The 17,915-nt window shown below is 73.0% G+C and carries 16 protein-coding genes; 5 read left to right on the plus strand and 11 right to left on the minus strand.

The genetic code is table 11. The features are described from left to right. Position 1: 1 nt before the first annotated feature. On the minus strand, positions 2–949 hold the full coding sequence (locus CLT71_RS04550; RefSeq protein ID WP_101366000.1) for an RNA polymerase sigma-70 factor: 948 nt from the start codon (positions 947–949) through the stop codon (positions 2–4). Continuing rightward, positions 946–2,151 (minus strand): FAD-dependent oxidoreductase, encoded by a 1,206-nt coding sequence (locus tag CLT71_RS04555; protein ID WP_101366001.1) that lies wholly within the window; start codon positions 2,149–2,151, stop codon positions 946–948. The genes CLT71_RS04550 and CLT71_RS04555 overlap by 4 nt, the downstream gene beginning before the upstream one ends. A gap of 233 nt (positions 2,152–2,384) precedes the next feature. Here CLT71_RS04555 and CLT71_RS04560 point away from each other — a divergent pair, with 233 nt between their 5' ends. Continuing rightward, positions 2,385–2,753, plus strand: coding sequence for a hypothetical protein (locus CLT71_RS04560; RefSeq protein WP_101366002.1), 369 nt, complete (start codon positions 2,385–2,387; stop codon positions 2,751–2,753). A gap of 99 nt (positions 2,754–2,852) precedes the next feature. Continuing rightward, positions 2,853–3,551 carry a thymidine kinase gene (locus tag CLT71_RS04565; protein ID WP_486483051.1) on the plus strand — a complete coding sequence of 233 codons (699 nt, stop codon included), beginning with the start codon at positions 2,853–2,855 and terminating at the stop codon, positions 3,549–3,551. A 29-nt stretch (positions 3,552–3,580) separates the two neighbouring features. On the opposite strand, the gene CLT71_RS04570 is transcribed toward CLT71_RS04565, so the two are convergent. Then, positions 3,581–4,039 carry an Rv0361 family membrane protein gene (locus tag CLT71_RS04570; RefSeq protein WP_143743368.1) on the minus strand — a complete coding sequence of 153 codons (459 nt, stop codon included), beginning with the start codon at positions 4,037–4,039 and terminating at the stop codon, positions 3,581–3,583. Positions 4,040–4,221: 182 nt separating this feature from the next. Between CLT71_RS04570 and CLT71_RS04575 the strand changes: the two genes are divergently transcribed. After that, positions 4,222–5,922 (plus strand): acyl-CoA dehydrogenase family protein, encoded by a 1,701-nt coding sequence (locus CLT71_RS04575; protein WP_101366003.1) that lies wholly within the window; start codon positions 4,222–4,224, stop codon positions 5,920–5,922. Positions 5,923–5,954: 32 nt separating this feature from the next. On the opposite strand, the gene CLT71_RS04580 is transcribed toward CLT71_RS04575, so the two are convergent. From CLT71_RS04580 to CLT71_RS37795, 3 genes are all read right to left on the minus strand, one after another. Beyond that, positions 5,955–6,932: a tyrosine-type recombinase/integrase gene (locus CLT71_RS04580; protein WP_101371136.1), complete on the minus strand. Its 978-nt coding sequence runs from the start codon at positions 6,930–6,932 to the stop codon at positions 5,955–5,957. Between the two features lie 202 nt (positions 6,933–7,134). Beyond that, a complete protein-coding gene (locus CLT71_RS04585) occupies positions 7,135–7,560 on the minus strand; it encodes an Hsp20/alpha crystallin family protein (protein WP_101366004.1) in 426 nt (141 codons plus the stop codon). Between the two features lie 147 nt (positions 7,561–7,707). Further along, complete coding sequence (locus CLT71_RS37795; protein WP_101366005.1) at positions 7,708–9,462, minus strand: MFS transporter; 1,755 nt, start codon at positions 9,460–9,462, stop codon at positions 7,708–7,710. Between the two features lie 68 nt (positions 9,463–9,530). Between CLT71_RS37795 and CLT71_RS04595 the strand changes: the two genes are divergently transcribed. After that, positions 9,531–10,067 carry a MarR family transcriptional regulator gene (locus CLT71_RS04595; protein WP_199187507.1) on the plus strand — a complete coding sequence of 179 codons (537 nt, stop codon included), beginning with the start codon at positions 9,531–9,533 and terminating at the stop codon, positions 10,065–10,067. 86 nt (positions 10,068–10,153) lie between these two features. On the opposite strand, the gene CLT71_RS04600 is transcribed toward CLT71_RS04595, so the two are convergent. Further along, the gene (locus tag CLT71_RS04600; RefSeq protein ID WP_158242172.1) at positions 10,154–14,137 is read right to left on the minus strand and encodes a S8 family peptidase; all 3,984 of its coding nucleotides are present in this window, start codon (positions 14,135–14,137) and stop codon (positions 10,154–10,156) included. Positions 14,138–14,329: 192 nt separating this feature from the next. Between CLT71_RS04600 and CLT71_RS04605 the strand changes: the two genes are divergently transcribed. Continuing rightward, positions 14,330–15,304 carry a helix-turn-helix domain-containing protein gene (locus tag CLT71_RS04605; RefSeq protein ID WP_158242173.1) on the plus strand — a complete coding sequence of 325 codons (975 nt, stop codon included), beginning with the start codon at positions 14,330–14,332 and terminating at the stop codon, positions 15,302–15,304. Positions 15,305–15,320: 16 nt separating this feature from the next. Here the strand turns inward: CLT71_RS04605 and CLT71_RS04610 are convergent, their stop codons facing one another. From CLT71_RS04610 to CLT71_RS04620, 4 genes are all read right to left on the minus strand, one after another. Continuing rightward, complete coding sequence (locus CLT71_RS04610; protein ID WP_101366008.1) at positions 15,321–15,638, minus strand: type II toxin-antitoxin system PemK/MazF family toxin; 318 nt, start codon at positions 15,636–15,638, stop codon at positions 15,321–15,323. Then, the gene (locus CLT71_RS37800) at positions 15,635–15,769 is read right to left on the minus strand and encodes a hypothetical protein (protein ID WP_486483052.1); all 135 of its coding nucleotides are present in this window, start codon (positions 15,767–15,769) and stop codon (positions 15,635–15,637) included. The genes CLT71_RS04610 and CLT71_RS37800 overlap by 4 nt, the downstream gene beginning before the upstream one ends. Positions 15,770–15,864: 95 nt before the next feature. Further along, positions 15,865–16,524 (minus strand): response regulator transcription factor, encoded by a 660-nt coding sequence (locus CLT71_RS04615; RefSeq protein WP_101366009.1) that lies wholly within the window; start codon positions 16,522–16,524, stop codon positions 15,865–15,867. After that, entirely contained in the window at positions 16,521–17,831 is a 1,311-nt protein-coding gene (locus CLT71_RS04620) for a sensor histidine kinase (protein WP_101366010.1), read from the minus strand. Before CLT71_RS04620 ends, CLT71_RS04615 begins: the two co-directional genes overlap by 4 nt. Positions 17,832–17,915 lie beyond the last annotated feature (84 nt).

Consider the following 17,915-nt stretch of genomic DNA (forward strand, 5'->3'; position numbering starts at 1 on the left):
CTCACCGGGTCCCGATGTCGTGCCTGGTGCCGCCGGACACGGCCCGGAGCTTGTCCGGGTTGGCCACGTTGTGGATCGCGGTGATCCGACCACCGGTGTCGAAGTCGAACGTGACGGTGGCGATCACCCGGTCCGCGGCGCCGAACACGATGCCCGGACCGCCGTTGATCTCCACGAGTTCGGCGCGCATGTCGGCGGGCGCGACGCCCTGGTAGCTGACGGTGCCGATCGCGGCGAACCAGGCGGCCACCGGCCGTACGCCGACGACCGGGCGCATGGCCTGCCGGACCCTGCCGCCGCCGTCGGTCCAGAGCGCGACGTCCGGGGAGAGCAGTTCCATCAGGGTGTTGATGTCACCGCCGGTCGCGGCGGCAAAGAACCGCTCGGTGACCTCGCGCTGCCGCGCCCGGTCCGCGGTGAAGCGCGGCCGGCGGGCCCGCACGTGCTCGCGAGCCCGGTGCGCGGCCTGCCGTACCGCGACCTCGGAGCGCTGCACCGCCTCCGCGATCTCGGCGTGACTGAAGTCGAAGACCTCCCGGAGTACGAAGACCGCCCGTTCGAGCGGACTCAGCGTCTCCAGCACCACGAGCATCGCCATCGACACCGTCTCGGCGTCGGCGACCGTCTCGGCGGCATCCCCGCCGGTGAGGATCGGCTCCGGAAGCCACGGCCCCGGGTAGATCTCCCGTCGGTACCGGCTGGAGCGCAGCCGTTCCAGCGCCAGGTTCGACACGATCCGGGTCAGGTACGCCAACGGATCGGCCACCTGCGACCGGTCGGCGGCGGACCATCTGAGCCAGGCGTCCTGGACCGTGTCCTCCGCGTCGACGGCGCTGCCCAGAACCCGGTAGGCGACCGAGAAGAGCAGGTTGCGGTGGTCGGTGAAGACCTGCTGGCCCGGGTCCTCCGGTGGCCGTCGTCGGTGGTCCGGCGGATGCGGCTCGGTCATCGCGTCCCCCGGTTCCTGGTGAAGCGACCGCCCTTCGGCCAGAGCGCGCCCGAGGCGGGCATCTTCTTCATCCGCAGCCAGGTGGGCCAGGGCGCGGCGGTGACGGTCTCCTTGTACCGGACCGCCATCCGACCGGTCAGGTGGATCCGCCGAGGGCTGTCGTCGGGGTGGGTGAACTGCACCACCGCGTCGTTGCGGCCGAGGCTCACCGGGGTGTGGTAGTAGCCGAAGCGGAACGGCCTGGGCCGGCTGCCCCGCAGCGTACGGAGGATCGCCACCGCGGCGTGCACACCGGTCGGCATGCCACCCTGGCAGGTACCGTGCAGCACGCCGTAGCGCTGCCGGATCGCGGCCGCGTCGCCCACCGCGTACACCTGCGGGTGCGACACCGAGCGCAGTGTGGCGTCGGTGACGATCCGACCGCGTTCGTCGACCGTCAGCCCGGCAGTGGCCGCCAGCGGGGGCACCCGGGTCCCGCCGGCCCAGACCAGCACGTCGGCCGCGACGGTCCCGCCGCCGACCAGCTCCACCGCTCCGGGCAGCACCCTGGCCACCTCCACCCCGCTGCGCACCGCCACGCCGAGGCGCCCGAGCGCGGACCGCAGGTATGCGGCGGCCTTCGGGTTCATGGCCGCGCCTGGTGCGCTCCGGCCCAGCAGCACTACGGCCAGCTCCGGGTGCCGCTCGGCGATCTCCGCGGCGGTTTCGACTCCGGTCGGTCCGCTGCCGCCGACCACCACCGTACCGGTGCCGAGCAGCGCCAGCCGTTCGGCGAGCGTTTCGGCGTCCTGGGCGCTGTCCAGGGTGTGCGCGTACTCCGCGACACCGGGCACCGTGGCGGTGTCGGCGACGGCGCCCAGCCCGTACACCAGGGTGTCGTAGTGCAGTACCCGTTCGTCGTCGACCCGTACGGTCCGGGCGTCCGCGTCGACCGCCGTCACCCAGCCCCGGACGAACCGCACGCCCGTGCCCTCCAACATGCGCGGGATGTTCAGCTCGGCGAGCCGCTGCCCGGTCGCCGCCATCGGCAGCCGCAGCCGCTCGGTGAACGACTCCTGCGCGTTCACCAGGGTCACCTGTACGTCCGCGCGTCGCCTGGTCCGGGCGCCGAGCTGGATGGCCGCAGACATGCCCGCGTAGCCCGCACCCAGGATCAGCACCCGGTGGCCGGCCGCCGGGCCGGATTTCCGCTGTGTGGTCATCGTTCCGTTCTCCCCTCACCCGATGTGACGACCACCAGATGTGGGCTGCCCGCCCGCACGTGACATCTGCCCGGTGTGATCCGGGACATGGGCCTGTCGAGGCTCGCCGCTGGCCGGGCCGGACCGCCCCACCACTCCGGCTGCCCGGTCGGCACCGGGCACCCGGCCACCTCGCCGCACGATCTGTCCTAGGGTGGGCCCGGGGCGGCGCGTGGGCAGGCAGGAGGTGCGGGATGGAGTCGATCGAGGTGGCCGCCGGTACGGCGCTGGTCGGCGCGATGGCCGGTGCCGGTTGGCCGGCTGCCCGGGCCGAGGCGGTGGCGTTCTGGCGCAGTGTCCGGCCGGCGGAGGCGGACGACATCGCCACCGACCTGACCGAGATCCGCGCCGAGGTGCTCGCCGCCCGCCAGGCAGGTGACCACGACCTGGAGCGCGTACTCGCGCACGGCTGGCAGCGCCGGTTCCGGGACCTGGTGCAGGGCGATCCGGTCCTCGCCGCCGAGCTGCGCGAACTCGTCGAGCGGCATCTCCTGCCGGCGATCGGCTCCGACCAGCGGGATCGGATCACCGGGCGGCGGGATGGCGATTCCGGGCCGGACTGAGCCGCAGCCGCAGGCGGGCGCTGACCGACCAGACAGCCCGAAGTGGTCAACGACACGGCGGGTCGAACCGGAACGCCTGGTGGCCTAGGCTCCCGGGGCGTGACCGACGACAGCCGCACCAGCCGTACCCGCTCCGGTGACGAATCGGCGCTCGCCCAGGCATGTTCCGCTGCCGGCGACGGCCGGCTGCGGCAGGGCGCCGCCCTGAAGTTCTTCTGGGGACCGATGGACTGTGGCAAGTCGACGATGGCCCTGCAGATGAACTACAACCACGCCCGGCAGGGCCGGCACGGGCTGGTGCTGACCAGGATCGACCGGTCCCTCGGCCCGCAGATCACCACCCGGATCGGCCTGGCACACGAGGCCATCGAGGTCACCGACGACCTCGACCTGTGTGAGCTGGTCCGGAGCCGGTGGGCCGAGGGTGACCGGCTCGACTACCTGATCTGCGACGAGGCGTGTTTCTACACCGTGCGGCACGTGGAGCAGATGGCCGAGCTGGTCGACTGCTACGACGTGGACGTCTTCGCCTTCGGTCTGGCCAGCGACTTCCGGTCCTGCCTGTTCCCGGCGGCGCAGCGGCTGTTCGAACTCGCCGACGAGGTGTCCCGGATCCAGGTCGAGGTGCTCTGCTGGTGCGGGCGTCCGGGGCAGCTCAACGCCCGGGTGGTCGACGGTGTGGTGGTCCGGCAGGGCGAGCAGGTGGTCATCGGGGACACCGTCGAGGCGGCCGAGGTGCGCTACCAGGTGCTCTGCCGGCGACACTTCCGCTCCGGCGACCTGGCCCGCCACCGCTGACGCCCGGAGTGCGGCCCGCGCGGTCGGGGTCAGAACGGGTCGCCGCAGACCCGCCACTGGTCGTCCTCCCTGACCATCGGCATCTCCCGCCGGTCCACCACACCCGAGCGGCGGGTCAGCTCCGCCGTCGCGGTCGCCCGGAGCTGCCCCTGGTCGCTGGCGACGGTGACGTCGTCGACGGCGTACCTGGTGATCGTCGGTGGTACCGCGAGCTGCCGTTCGAACTCCTCCCGGCTCCACCGCTCCCGGGTGTCGACGCAGAGCCGGTCGTAGGCACCGCCCGCGTCGCCGCTGGTCACGTCCTGTAGGAACGCCTCCGCCGCGTCCCGGGCCGCGCCGGAGGACTGCCGGACGTGCTGGTAGTTCCAGGCACCGAGGCCGGCCGCGCCCACACAGCAGACGAAGAGGCCGGCCGCCACCACCGCGAGCACGCCACGCAGCCGGCGCGGTCGCCGTGCCCCGCGTCCGCCGGGCAGCTCGTAGGCCATGCCACCGACGGTAGATGCGGTCGGGTCCGGCAGGTGCCAAACCCGCCGGGTCCGCCGCCGACCGGCCATGATCGCCGTCGGTCGATGCCACCGGCCGCCCGGGTGGACTACGGTCGGGACCACCCCCCCCCCGCCAGCTTCGCCGGTCCACCGGCCGGCCCTCGCCCCCGAGGACGAAGAAGATGCAGCGCTACGTCCAGGTGGTCCCGGTGCCCGCCGACCCGTACTTCAGCGACCGGCTGCTGCGCTCCTGGCTGGATCGCCAGCTCGGCCCGGACGGGCACGCCGCGGCGGCGGACCGGCTCGCCGCGCTCGCCACCGACGTCACCGGGCCGCTGCGGGCCGCGCACGCCGACGCCGAGGCACACCCGCCGACCCTGGTCCGCTACGGCCCGTGGGGCGCCCGGATCGACCGGATCGAGACCTCCGCCGGCTGGCAGGCCCAGCGGGCGGCGGCGGCCCGGCACGCCGTGGTGGCGCTGCCGTACCAGCCGGAGGCCCGGAGCACCTGGGGAGCGGCGGCCCGGGTCGTCCAGCACGCCTTGCTGCACCTCTACGGCCCGGAGTCGGCCACCTTCTCCTGCCCGGTGGCGATGAGCGACGGTACCGCCGCGCTGCTCGCCCGCCCCGAGGTCGATCCGGCGTTGCGCGACACCTGGCTGCCCCGGCTCACCGCCACCGATCCGGCCCGGGTGGTCAACAGCGGGCAGTGGATGACCGAGTCGCAGGGCGGCTCCGACCTGGCCGGCTCGACCACCAGCGGTCGCCCCGCTCTCGACGGCTCCTGGCGGCTCACCGGCGAGAAGTGGTTCTGCTCGGCCGCCGACGCGGAGCTGGCGGTGGCGCTGGCCCGGCCGGAGGGCGCCGGAGCGGGCAGCCGGGTGCTGGTGCCGTTCCTGGTGCCGCGCTACGCCGCCGACTCGCCGCTGGCCGGTCCGGCCGTCGACGGGACCGCCCCGGCGCCCGGGATCACCGTGCACCGGCTCAAGGAGAAGCTCGGCACCCGGGCCCTGCCGACCGCCGAGATCGGGCTGCACGACGCGTACGCGTGGCCGTTGGGTGACCCGTCCGGGCCGGGTCTGAGCCGGGCGATGACCCTGGTGGTGGTGACCCGGCTGCACAATTCGGCGGCTGCCGCTGCCGGCATGCGCCGGGGCCTGGCGTACGCCCGCGCCTACGCCGACGCCCGCCAGGTGGCCGGCGGACGGTTGATCACCTCACCTCTGCACCGGGCCACCCTCGGCGTCCTGGCGGTGGACGCGGCCGGCGCGTTCGTGCTGGCCGGGCACGCGTTCGCGCTGCTCGGCCGGGTCGAGGTCGGCTCGGATCCGGCTGCCGCCGCCGAACTGCGGATCGTGGCGCCGCTGGCCAAACTCGCCACCGGACGGCTGGCGGTCTCCTCGGCCAGCGAGTACGTCGAGTGCTTCGGCGGCGCCGGATACGTCGAGGACACCGGGATACCCCGGCTGCTGCGGGACGCCCAGGTGCTGCCGATCTGGGAGGGCACCACGAACGTGCTGGCGCTGGACGTGCTCCGGGCCGTCCTCCGGGAGGACGCCGCCACCCCGCTGCTGGCCCGGCTCGACGCCGCCACCGACACCGCCCGGCGGCTGCACCCGGCGCTTGCCGACGCGCTCGCCGACACGACCGCCGAACTGCGCAACTCGCTCGCCGAGGTGACCCCGGAGGCGGTCGCGGTGCTGGCCGGGGCGCGCGGGTTGGCGCTGCGGATGGCGTACGCGCTGGCCACCGCCCTGCTGGTGGAGCAGGCGGCCGGCGGCGACGAGACGGCGGAGGTGGCCGCCCGGCTCTGGGCACGGCGCTGGCTGCGCGGCGCGGACATCGCGGCACAGGCGCACCAGGAACTGGACCTGCTCTGCTGATCCGGCACCCGGCAGGCTCGCCGGTCGCCGGATCAGCCCTGCCGACGGTTGCGGGCCGCCCAGATCGTGTACGCCGGGTCCCGGTCCAGGTTGTGCCGGTCGCGGTCGTACCGGCGGGTGGTACGCGGATCGGCGTGTCCCATTGCGTCCTGCACGTCCTCCAGCGGCACCCCCTCGGCGCGGGCCGAGGTGGCGAAGGCGTGCCGCAGCGAGTGCGGGGAGAGGCGTTCCCAGGCCGGGATGCCGGCCGCCCGGGCCAACCGCCGGACCAGCCGGAAGACGGCGTGCCGGTCGAGCCGGTTGCCGGTGGCGGTCACCAGCAGTGCGCCGGTGAGCTGTTCCACCGGCCGCCCGGCTACGACCGCGCGGGCGGTCAGGTAGGCGTCCACCGCGTACGCCGAGGCCGGGGTCAACGCCCGGCGGCGGGCCCGGCCGCCCTTGCCGACGAACCGCACGCTGCGGTGGCCGCGTTCCTGGCCCAGGTCCGACAGGTCGAGCGAGACGAGTTCGCCGACCCGCAGCCCCAGGTCGGCGAGGAGGGCCAGCACCACCCGGTTGCGCAGCGCGGTGGGGCCGGCGGCGGCCTCGGCGGCGGCCAGCAGCGCGTCCACCTCGTCGGCACTCAGCCCCACGGTGGCGGAGTGGTCGCGGTCGACCCGGGGCCGGTCGGCGCCGGAGACCGGGTTGGCCGGCACCGCGCCGAGCTTGCCGAGAAACGTGTACCAACTGGAGAGCGCGGAGAGTTTCCTGGCCACCGTGGCGGCGGTCAGCGGGCGGCGGCTGCGCGGGTCGACGCTGGACTCAAGCTCCCGGGCGTAGGCGTTGACGTCCAGGAAGGTCGCGTCGAGCGGGTCGAGTTGCCGGCCGGCGCACCAGCCGAGCCAGCCGGTGATGTCGCGCCGGTACGCGGCCCGGGTGTGCTCGGAGAGCCGGCGGTTACGCAGCCAGGCCTCGGTGAAGTCGTCCGGGGTGGATGTCGACACCTGTCGGATCGCCGTCCGGCGAACCAGGGTGGATCGGGACACGCGAGGAAGTTTTTCAGACCATTCACCCGGGACGGCGCCAGACTCGCCCGGAGATCTCGGAACTTCCCACCCGTCGGCCACTGCCCCGCGCGCCTCGACGCGCGCCCGTCCGGTGTCGAGCGGACTGGCGCGCGTCGAGGGGTCACGGTCCGGCGCGTCTCGCGGATCGCCCGGACCTGTCGGACGATCAGGAGTTGATCTGGCGGGCGCCGCCACCGGTGACGGTGACCTCGACCCGGCGCGGCTTGGCCCGCTCGGCCACCGGGATGCGCAGCGTGAGCACCCCGGCCTCGTAGCCCGCCTCCAGCTTCTCGGTGTCGAGCGTGTCGCCGAGGAAGAGCTGGCGGGTGAAGACACCCATCGGGCGCTCGGCGGCGACGAGCTCGACGTTGTCGCCGGTCGGCCGGCGCCGTTCGGCCCGGACGGTGAGCACGTTGCGCTCCACCGTGCACTCGATGCTGTCCGGGTCGACGCCCGGCAGGTCGAAGGCCGCGTAGAAGTAGTCGCCGTCGCGGTAGGCGTCCAGGTGCATGACCGCCGGTCGGCTGTTGGTGCCGAAGAAGTGCTCGGCGATCCGGTCGATCTCGCGGAACGGGTCGGTACGCATCAACATCGTCGATCCTCCTCGGTTCTCCTGGGCCGAAGGTTGGGGTTCGGGTCGAAGTTAAGTTGAGTCGGTGTGACTCAACTTCTTTTCTTTATTACCGCGCCACCACCCCGGCCGTCAACCCCACCGTCGCAACCTCCGCCGTCGCGACGGTCATCCGAGCTGCTTCTCGAACCAGTGCTCGGCGTACGGCCCCGTCGAGTAGGCGGGCACCTCCCGGTAGCCGTGCCCGGCGTACAGCGCCCGGGCCTCCACCAGGTCGTGCCGGGTGTCCAGCCGCATCGTCGTCGCCCCGTGCGCCGCCGCGGCCTCCTCGACGGCGGCGAGCAGCCGCACCCCGCCCCCGCGCCGTCGCGCTTCCGGCCGGACGAAGACCCGGGTCACCTCGGCGTACGGCAGGGCGTCCAGCCGTACGCCGGCACAGCCGGCCGGCTCGTCGTCGTACCAGCCGACCAGGAACAACCCGGTGGGCAGGGTCAGGTCCTCGCTCTTCTCCTCCGCCAGCACCTGGTCGACCTCGGCGTCGGTGGCCGGCCGCCTGTGATAGCGGCCGACGATCTCGGTGTAGTAGTCGCGCAGCAGGGCGCTCGCCACCGGGCTGTCGACCGGCTCGGCCCGGACCGTCCAGCCACGGGTAATGATCTTGTCCACTCTGTCATTCTGGCCGTCGCGTCCAGCGGATTTCCGCTCATTGGCGGCGAGCGGCTCGGGTTCCGGGCGGGTGGTCGCGAGACGGCGCACCCCGGGGAACGCGGCGGTGCCCAGGCAGGCCACCGTGACCGCGACGGCGGAGAGCACCAGCGGAACGGACGGGGACCAGGCGTCGGCGGCGATCGGCGCGAGGGCGTACCCGAGGGGCATCGCGGCGAGCGAGAGCAGCCAGTCGTACGAGGTGACCCGGGCGAGCACGTGTGGCGGGATCTCCGCCTGGACGACGGTCTGCCAGACCGGGTTGAGGAAGCCGAGGGCGGCCAGCGCGACGCCGTACGAGACGATCACGGTCCACGATGGAGCGGCCACCGCGAACAGGATCAGCGGCAGCGCGTACGTGGCCAGCCCCAGGTTCGCCACCAGGATCGGCCGGCGCAGCCGGGCCCGTCCAGCCAGCAGCGAGCCGAGCAGCAGACCGACGGCACCCGCCTGGAGGACGAGTACCCAGACACCCTCGCCGCCCAGCCGGTCGACCGCGATCGCCGGACCGAGGGTGACGAGTACCGCCGCCACGCCGTTCCAGACCGCGTGCGCCACCAGGCTGCTCCAGTACCAGTCGCGGGAGCGCACCTCGGACCAGCCCTCCCGCAGGTCGGCCAGGAGCGTCTGGCGTTGCACCGGCACACGGCGTACCCGGAGTACGGCCAGCAGCGCGGCGCTCACCGCGAAGCTGGCACCGTCGAGCACGAACGCCCAGCCTGGCCCGGCAGCCCAGATCAACGCGCCGGCCAGTGCCGGTCCGGCCAGGCCGGTGACGCTGCGGGCGGCCCCGAGCGCGGCGTTGGCCTGCTGCCGGCCGGCAGCGTCGACCACTCCGGCGACCAGCGGTGAGGTGGTGGGCATCGCGAAGGCGGACGCCACCCCGCCGACCGCCGAGGCGACGGCGATCGACACCAGCGTCGGGTCGTCGCCGAGCAGTTCGACGCCGATGAAGACCTGGACGACGCAGCGGACCAGATCGGTGCCGATGGCCACGATCCGGGCGTCGAGCCGGTCGGCGAGCACCCCGCCGAGGGGCAACAGCAGCAGTTTCGGCACCATCGCACAGCCGAGCACCAGGGCCAGCGCGGAACTGGAGCCGGTAACCCGCAGTACGGCGAGGGCGAGCGCGGCCGGCACGACGGCGTCACCGAGCGCGGAGAGCGTACGGCCGAGGAAGAGCAGGCGGAATGCACGGAGCCGGAGCGGGTGGATCACGATCGGAGATTATTTCGGAGCCGAACCTTTCGTCAACGAATAATTCCGCTCCGACGTATGATCGGCGCGTGGAGGACCGGAGGGACGTGGACCAGAAGGACGTGGAGGACCAGAAGGACTGGACCGACGGGCACGTCGCCCGCTGGCTGCCCGTGCTGCCCGACCTCGACCCGGACGTGGAGGGCGCGGTGACCCGGGCGAAACTGTTGGCCCAGCACCTGCGCCGGGTCCGGGAGAAGTCGCTTGTCGACTTCGACCTCCAGCGGCCCGAGTTCGACACCCTGCACGCGCTCGCCGGCCGGCACGGCCGGGCGGTGCCCTCCCAACTCGCCGACGACCTCAACCTGGCGCCGCCCTCGGTCACCGCCCGAATCGACGCCCTGGTCGCCCGCGGCTTCGTCCGGCGCACACCGTCGGCCACCGACCGTCGTCGGGTCGACATCGAGCTGACCGAGCAGGGCCGGGCCGCCTGGCTCGGCGCGATGGACGTCCTCGGCCACGAGGAGTACCGGCTGCTCGGCGCGCTGAACGCCGACGAGCGGCGTACCCTCTCCGACCTGCTGCGCCGGATCATGGTCGCCGCCGAGCGGCCACCGACGCCCTGACCAGCACCGCCACGACGGGGGATGCGCACCAATGTGCGACGGTCCCGCCGGTGGTTCCCGGCGGGACCGTCGCGTCGGGCGTCGGACTACCTCACCCGGTAGGCCTCCGTGATGGTCTGGGTCACCGAGTTGCCCGCCCGGTCGGTCGCCGCGACCCGCACCGAGACCGGCCCGGCCCGCCCCGGCGTGGCGGTGAGCACCCGGTAGCCGCCGTCCAGCCCGGGCACCACCACCGCCGGGGTCCACCTCGTGCCGTCCGTCGAGGTCCAGACCCGCATCGACTTCAGCTTCGCCGTCGAGGCACCCTGCTGGGCGCTGACCGTGAAGCTGTGCAGCCAGCCCGGCCGGACGGTGTCGTCCGGCGCCAGCCCGAACTGGTACCGCAGATAGTTCACCGGCAGCCACGAGCACGGCTTCGGATCCTCGTGCACCAGCCTGTCGATGCAGCCGTACGGCGCGGCGACCTGGTCGCGCTCCGGCCGGGAGCTACGGAACACCCACTCCGTCTCCACCGTCCGGCCCGGGTGCGGCCCGATCCGGTAGTCCTCCCGCAGCACACTGCTGAACCGATAGGTGGCCGCCCCCGGCTGCACCGGGTAGTACGGCAGACCGGCCTCGTCGGCCGCCACCGGTACCTCCGTGTCGCCCCGGAACAGCCGGGTCTCCTCGTTGGCGGTGATGCCCTGGTACGTCCGGCTGGTGTCGCTCGCCTCCGTGTAGAGGCCCAACCCGACGGCGCTGAGCGAACGCAGCCGCAGCCGGTCACCCTGCCGGCACCCGTCGCACGGGAAGACGACCTGGAAACCGTCCGGCATGCTCGGCCCGGCCGTCGTCTGCGCCGGCACGATCGTCTCGTTCCACTCCTCCCGCTCCCGGGTCGGCTTCGGGAACCCCCGGTTCGACGCGGCGATCCACGGCGCCTTGTCACCGGTCCCGCCGACGAAGAGCATCCGCTGCCACAGCACGTCGGAGCCGGTGTTCTGGTAGTAGTCGGTCCGGTTCCGCGCCCCGAAGAACGACCGGTCACCCCGTACGCTGATCCGCTGGTCGCCCTTGAAGACGTGCGCCGACTCGGCGAACTTCTGCCCGGCCTGCTGCGCGTGGAAGGTGCTCTCGACCTGGCTGAACTGCCGGGGTGCCAGGGTGAACCGGTCCGGGATCCGGTCGAGGTGCTCCGCGATCCGGTACTGGTACGGCAGGTCACGCTCGACCCGGATCTCGGCGGTCGGCCGCGAACCGCCCCCGAGTACCCGGCTCAACCGGTCCGCCTCGTCGGGCGGGATCCAGAGCAGCGGAACCCGCATGTGCTCCGCGTAGTCTGGGTGCTGCATCACCCAGGCGAAGGAGCTGTCGGTGAACACGCCCGCCGCCCCGGCCCGGTGGGCCAGGTCCAGCACCGCGAACTGATCCTCCAGGGTCCGCGTCCGGGTCAGCACCAGTTTGCCCCGGACGTCACGGCCGGCCCGCAGCTCCGCTTCGGTGGCCAGTCCCGCCCGCCGGTCGGCGTCGAACTTCGGCACGTCGTACTCGCCGAGCGGGTTGGAGACGTCGGTGACGTACCTCGGGTGCAGTTCGAGGCGCTGCCGACCGGTGACGGTGACCCGTACCTCCGGAGCCGCCCGGAGCTGGTCGACGGCGAGCGTGAACGTCCCGGTCCGGACCGCTCCGGTCGGCGCGAACGAGTGCGTCGACGGCGCGGTGCCGTGGTAGGGGAAGATCGAGGCGCTGGCGACCTCGCGCCCGGACGCCGTGGTGCGGTGCCACGAGTAGTTCAGGGCGATCGCGTCGGACGGCCGGGGCGTCTGGACCGTGAGCGGGGTCAACGTGCGCACGTCGAAGACCAGCGTGCTGTCCCCGGTGACGGTCAGTTCGGGCTGGATGAACACACCGTTTCGGTGCAGCGGATTGGCGGTGTCCATGAACAGGCCGTCGGTGCTGACGGCGTACGTCCCGCCGTGGGCCAGCGGTATCGAGGCCTCGATCGCGGCACCGCCGTCGGTCAGTTCCCAGCCGCCGACCCAGATCAGGTACGGCTCGCCGAGCAGGTCCGGAGCGTCGTCGTTGACCAGCCACGCGGAGAGGTACCCGGGGGCGAACGTCCAATCGGACTCACCGACGAGTTTCACCCGTACGGTGTGCTGGGCGGCACCCTTGTGGATGGCCACCGGCACGCCCGACCGGATGCCCGGCGCGCTGGCCCGCACCGTGCCGAAGTACCAGCCCGGGGCGCCGGCCGCCGGCTCGATGGTGACGAGTGCGGTCGCCGAGCCGCCGGCCGGAACGGTGATCGTCGACGGGGTCACCGACAGCAGTTCGGCGGGGGCCGGCCCACCACCGTCCCGCTTGGTCGCGGTGGCGGTCAGCTCCAGCGTCACCGGCGTCGTCCCGGTGTTGCGGTAGCTGACAGGTGTCCGCGTCGTCTGGCCGGTGTAGGGGTGGCTGAACGTCCCGTGGATCGTGGAGTGGTCACCGAAGACCTGCTGACCGATGGCCTGGCCGATGTCGAGCCGCCCGGCACCCTGCTGGTACGGGGTGAAGTCACCGGGCAGCGCGGTCTGCACCAGGGCGTTCTTGAGCTGTGCCGGCGTCCAGTCCGGGTACTTCTTGGCCAGGATCGCCGCCGCGCCCGCCACGTGCGGGGTGGCCATCGACGTACCGGACGCGCTTGTGTGGTGCTCGTCCACCGGCGTACCCATCGCGGTCCCGGCGGCCCGGGCCGCGACGATGCCCACGCCGGGAGCGGTGATCTCCGGTTTGATCGCGCGGTCGCCCATCCTCGGGCCACGGCTGGAGAAGGGTGCCAGCTTGTCCTCCCGGTCGACCGCGCCGACGGTCAGCGCGCTCGACGCGGCGCCCGGCGCGGCGACGGTCTGGCTGTCCGGGCCGGAGTTGCCGGCGGCAACCACGAAGAGCGCGCCGTGTTCCGCCGTCAGGGCGTCGACCGCCTGGCTCATCGGATCGCTGCCGTCGGTGGGCTCGCCGCCGAGACTCAGGTTGACGACCTTGACGTCCTCGGTCGCCACCATCCACTCCATCGCCTCGATGATGGCGGAGTTCCAGCCACTGCCGCTGTCGTCCAGCGCCTTGCCGATGACCAGTTCGGCACCGGGGGCGACGCCCTTGTGCCGCCCACCGGAGGCAGCACCGGTGCCGGCGACGATGCCCGCCACGTGGGTGCCGTGCCCCTGCCGGTCGGTGACGTCGGCGGGTGCCCCACCGCCCGGATCACCGGCGGGCACGAAGTTCCGCACGGCACGCAGCTTGCCGGCCAGGTCCGGATGGTTCGGGTCGACGCCGGTGTCGATCACCCCGACGGCGACGCCGGTGCCGTCGTAGCCGGCGGCCCAGGCTGCCGGCGCACCGACCTGCGGGGTGCTGGTCTCGTCCAGGCGGGTCGTCCGGCCGTCGAGCCAGATCTTGCGAAGGCCGTTGCCGAGTTCGGTGGGTGCGGTGGTCAGCGAGGGCGTGCCGGACCGGGGCGCGGCGTCCCGGCGCCCGGCGACGGATTCCCAGAACTGCGCCGCCGAACCCGTACGGACCCGGACGGCGGCACCGTTGATGCTCTCCAGGGTGAGCGGCGCCGCCGCGCCCGGCAGCGCGGTGGCGCTCGGGGCCAGCCGCGCGGCCGGCTTCTCCTCCCGGTACTGCACGATCACCGGAAGCTCGTCGGCGGTCGCGTTCCCCTGACCGGCCGCGACGAGTGCGTCCAGGTTGAACAGTTCCCGGTCCAACACCCCGGCGGCCAGGTAGCCCTGGGCGTCGCTCGGGAACAGGTAGAAGCCGTTCTCGTCCCGCTGCGACTGGAAGGTCACCGCTGTGCGGTCGCCGCTGCGATGCACGGTGACGGCGGCGTTACCGGACCTGTCCGGGAAGTAGCTGACGACGTCGCCGGTGATCAGGGTGAGCCGTACCGGTGCGGATCGGGCACCGGCGAGGGCTGGGACCGGTGCGGCGCTCTGGCCGGACCCGGACCCGGGCCGGGGATCCGGCGCCGGTGCCGCGTACCCGGGCGTGCCCGCCATGCTGGCGAGCAGCACGGCCGCCACGACGGGGGCGACCCGGCGTCGCATTCGGCCGCGTCCCGCGGGTGGCTGCATACGCACGTGTTCCTCCACATGCTATGAGGATCAGGGAGTGGGGAACGGGCAGCAGATGATCTAGCCGTCCCTGATCATCTAACGTGAGGGTTGGCGGCCGGCGAAGCAAGGCCGCCAACCGACGAGAACCCGCCAGGTGGCGGGACACCGCCACGGGGGTGGGCGTTGCTCGAAGCGATCGGCCTGTCGCACGTCGAGAGCTGTCTGTACATCGCACTGATCAACAATCCGAGGTCGTCGGTCGCCGACCTCGCGCACGAGGCTGCCGTTTCGGTGCGGCTGGCCTCCCGCACGCTCGGTCAGCTCAGCCGGCGAGGTCTGGCCAGTCGGCTGCCCGGCCGGCAGGCCAGGTACGTCGCGGCCGCGCCCGACCTGTCCCTCCAGCCGCTGCTGAGTCGCCGTGAGGACGAACTGCACGAGGTGCGCCGGGCGATGCACGAGCTGCTGGCCACCTTCCACCGCTCCTCCCGACACGTGCACCCCGCCGACCTGGTGGAGGTCATCACCGGCGCAGGGAACATCCGCAGCCGGGCGTTCGCGCTCCAGGAGGGCGCGCAGTCACTGTTCCGGGGAGTCGACAAGGCGCCGTACGCGATGGCCGTCGAGGGCAACGCCGAGCACGAGTTCCGGCGGCTCCGCGAGGGCATCGAGTACCGCATCCTGTACTCCCGGGAAGCCATCGAGCAGCCGGGCCGGTTGGCGAACGTCGCCGAATCCTGCGCCCGGGGCGAGAAGGCCCGGGTGCTCGCCGACCCGTCGCTGAAACTGTGGATGGTCGACGACACCGCCGCGTTGATCCCGATCCGCAGTGCCAGTTACGCGATCGACGCAGCGTTCGTGGTGTACCCGTCGGCACTGCTGGACGCCCTGATCGCGCTCTTCGAACTGGAGTGGGCGCGAGCCGTACCGATGCGGTCGTTCCTGGCCGGTGCGACCGCGACGGAGACCGCCGGCCCGGACGAGCTGACCCGCAAGCTGCTGGCGCTGCTGGCCTCGGGTGTCACCGACGAGGCGATCGCCCGGTCGCTCGGGCTGGGCCTGCGTACCGTGCAGCGGCGCATCAGCGCCCTGATGAGCGAGCTGAACGCCAGCACCCGGTTCCAGGCGGGCATGGCGGCCCGGGAGCGGGGCTGGGTGTGACCGGCCCCGGTCAGGCTCACAGCTCGAACAGGTCCCGCAACACCTCCCGGATCCGGGCCATGCTCGCCCCGGTCGCCATCCCCACCCGCTCCACCGCCACCGACGCCGGAACCCGGCGCAGCCGGTTCACCACCACCACACCGGTCACCGGATCCGTCTCCGCCAGCGGCACCACGAACGGCGGCAGTTCGCCCCCGCCGCGCTGCCTGACGATCGGAGCGCAGTACGGCGAGCCGGACGGCCGATCGTTGTGGGCCTCCCCGGAGAGCACGACGACCCGGTATCTGGCCTGCCCGGCACGGTCGCCGACGGTCCAGATCTCGCCCCGCCTCACGCCGCGCCGACGAGGTCGGACCAGCCCGCGTCGACCCTGTCCGCGTGGTCGACGCGCTCGGCGTACCGGTCGAGGGCGTCGAGCCCGTCCCGGACCACCCGGTCCCGGTCGAGCATGACCTTGTCCGCCATGTCCGCGATGCTACGCCCGGCGGTATCCGCGCAGGTGTCCGCGCGGGTGTGTCGACGGCGCCGCGTTCCCCCGTCGTCTTCGGATGGTGCGGGAGTCAGCGGGTCGGCGCGACCAGCCCCAGCTCGTACGCGATGATCACGAGCTGTACCCGGTCCCGGGCGTCGAGTTTGGTCAGCAGCCGGGCCACGTGCGACTTCGTGGTCGCCATCGTGATGAACAGTTCCTCGGCGATCTCGCCGTTCGACCGGCCCTGCCCGATCAACGTCAGCACCTCACGCTCCCGCTCGGTGATGCCGGCGACCGGTCGCACCGGACGGGCGGAGGCCGGGGCGGCACCGACGAAGCCCGCGATCAGCCGCCGGGTCACGCTCGGCGCGATCAGCGCGTCACCGGCGGCAACCACCCGGATCGCCCCGAGGATGTCGTCCACCGCCATGTCCTTGACCAGGAAACCGCTGGCACCGGCCCGGAGCGCGCCGTAGACGTGCTCGTCCTCGTCGAAGGTGGTCAGCACCAGCACCCGGGTCGACCCGTTGTCGGCGACTATCTGCCGGGTCGCCTCGATACCGTCCATGCCGGGCATTCGGATGTCCATCACCACCACGTCCGGCCGGAGTTCGCGGGCGAGCCGTACCGCCTCCGCACCCGTACCCGCCTCGCCGGCCACCGACAGGTCCGGTGTGTCGGCGATGAGTACCCGCAGCCCGGAGCGGATCAACGGCTGGTCGTCGACGAGGAGAACCCGGACGCTCACGCCGACACCTCCGAACCCGACCCGCCCGTCGAACCCGACCCGCCCGTCGAACCCGACCCGCCCGTCGAACCCGACCCGCCCGTCGAATTCGATCCGGCCGTCGGAGTCGAGCCATCCGCCGGCAGTGGCAGCCTGGCCGCCACCCGGAAACCACCGCCGGGTCTCGGGCCGGCCTCGAAGTCGCCGTGCAGCAGGCCGACCCGCTCCCGCATTCCGGTGATCCCGAAGCCGGTCGCCGAGACCGGACCGCCGCGCCCCTCGTCGAGGATCTCGACGTGCAGGTCGTCGGCCCGGTAGTCCAGGGTCACCCGGCAGTGCGGGATGCCGGCGTGCCGGACGACGTTCGTCACCGCCTCCTGCACGATCCGGTACGCCGACAGCTCGATGTCGGTGGGCAGCGGACGCCGCTCGCCCCGCTCGCACAGCTCGACCCGGACCCCGGCCTCCGCCGTCGTCGCCGCCAGCCGGTCGAGGTCGCCGAGCGTCGGCGCCGGATCCCGGGATGCCGGGTCCGAGGGGCTCGCCTGCCGCAGCCCGCCGAGCACCCGGCGCAGCCCGGCGAGGGTCTCCCGGCTGGTCGTCTCGATCGCCCGCAGTGCGGCACCGGCCTCGGCCGGCTGGGTGGCGATCACCCGGCTGCCCACCCCGGCCTGGATCGCGATGATGCCGATGCTGTGCGCCACCATGTCGTGCAGTTCGCGGGCGATCCGCAGCCGTTCCGCAGTGACCGCCTGGCTGGTGGCCTGCGCGCGGAGCGCCTCGGTGTACCGCCGCCGGGCCCGCATCGAGTTGCCGATCATCCAGGCGGCGAGCATTCCCAGGGTGGGGATCTCCGGCTGGAAGACGGCGTTGTCGCCCGGATTGACGTAGCCGATGACGATCTCGGCGCAGAGCGTCAGCACGGCGACGGTCACCGAGAGCCGCCGGGACCTGGTCGCCGCGACGAACCCGACGACCAGGTCGATCGCCAGCAGTTGCAGGTACCGCAGGTCGGCCAGGTAGCCCTGTTGCCAGGAGTGGATCATGGTCGTCATCGTCGCCGACCCGAGCAGCATCAACGCCAGGGTGGCCAGCGGGCTGCGCCGCAGCAGGACCACGGGAAGCGCCATCACCAGGGCCGGCAGCGCGTACCGGGGAATCGTCCCCAGCACGCTGTAGTAATGGCCGGGAGCGTCCGAGGTGATCGCCACGGTAAGGGCCAACACGACCGGGAAGGCGGCGATCGCGCACCAGACCAGGGCCGTCCGCAGTGCCGTCGGCAGGCGGTGCCGCAGCGGTGGCCGGAGCGGGTGCGAGGTGGCGTCCACGCCGCGAGACTAGCCACCCGCCGGTGGACGCGACATCAGCCCACGGACGTAATCCCGCAGGCCGGCGCCGTGTCATCCCGCAGC

Source organism: Plantactinospora sp. CNZ320 (assembly GCF_002846275.1).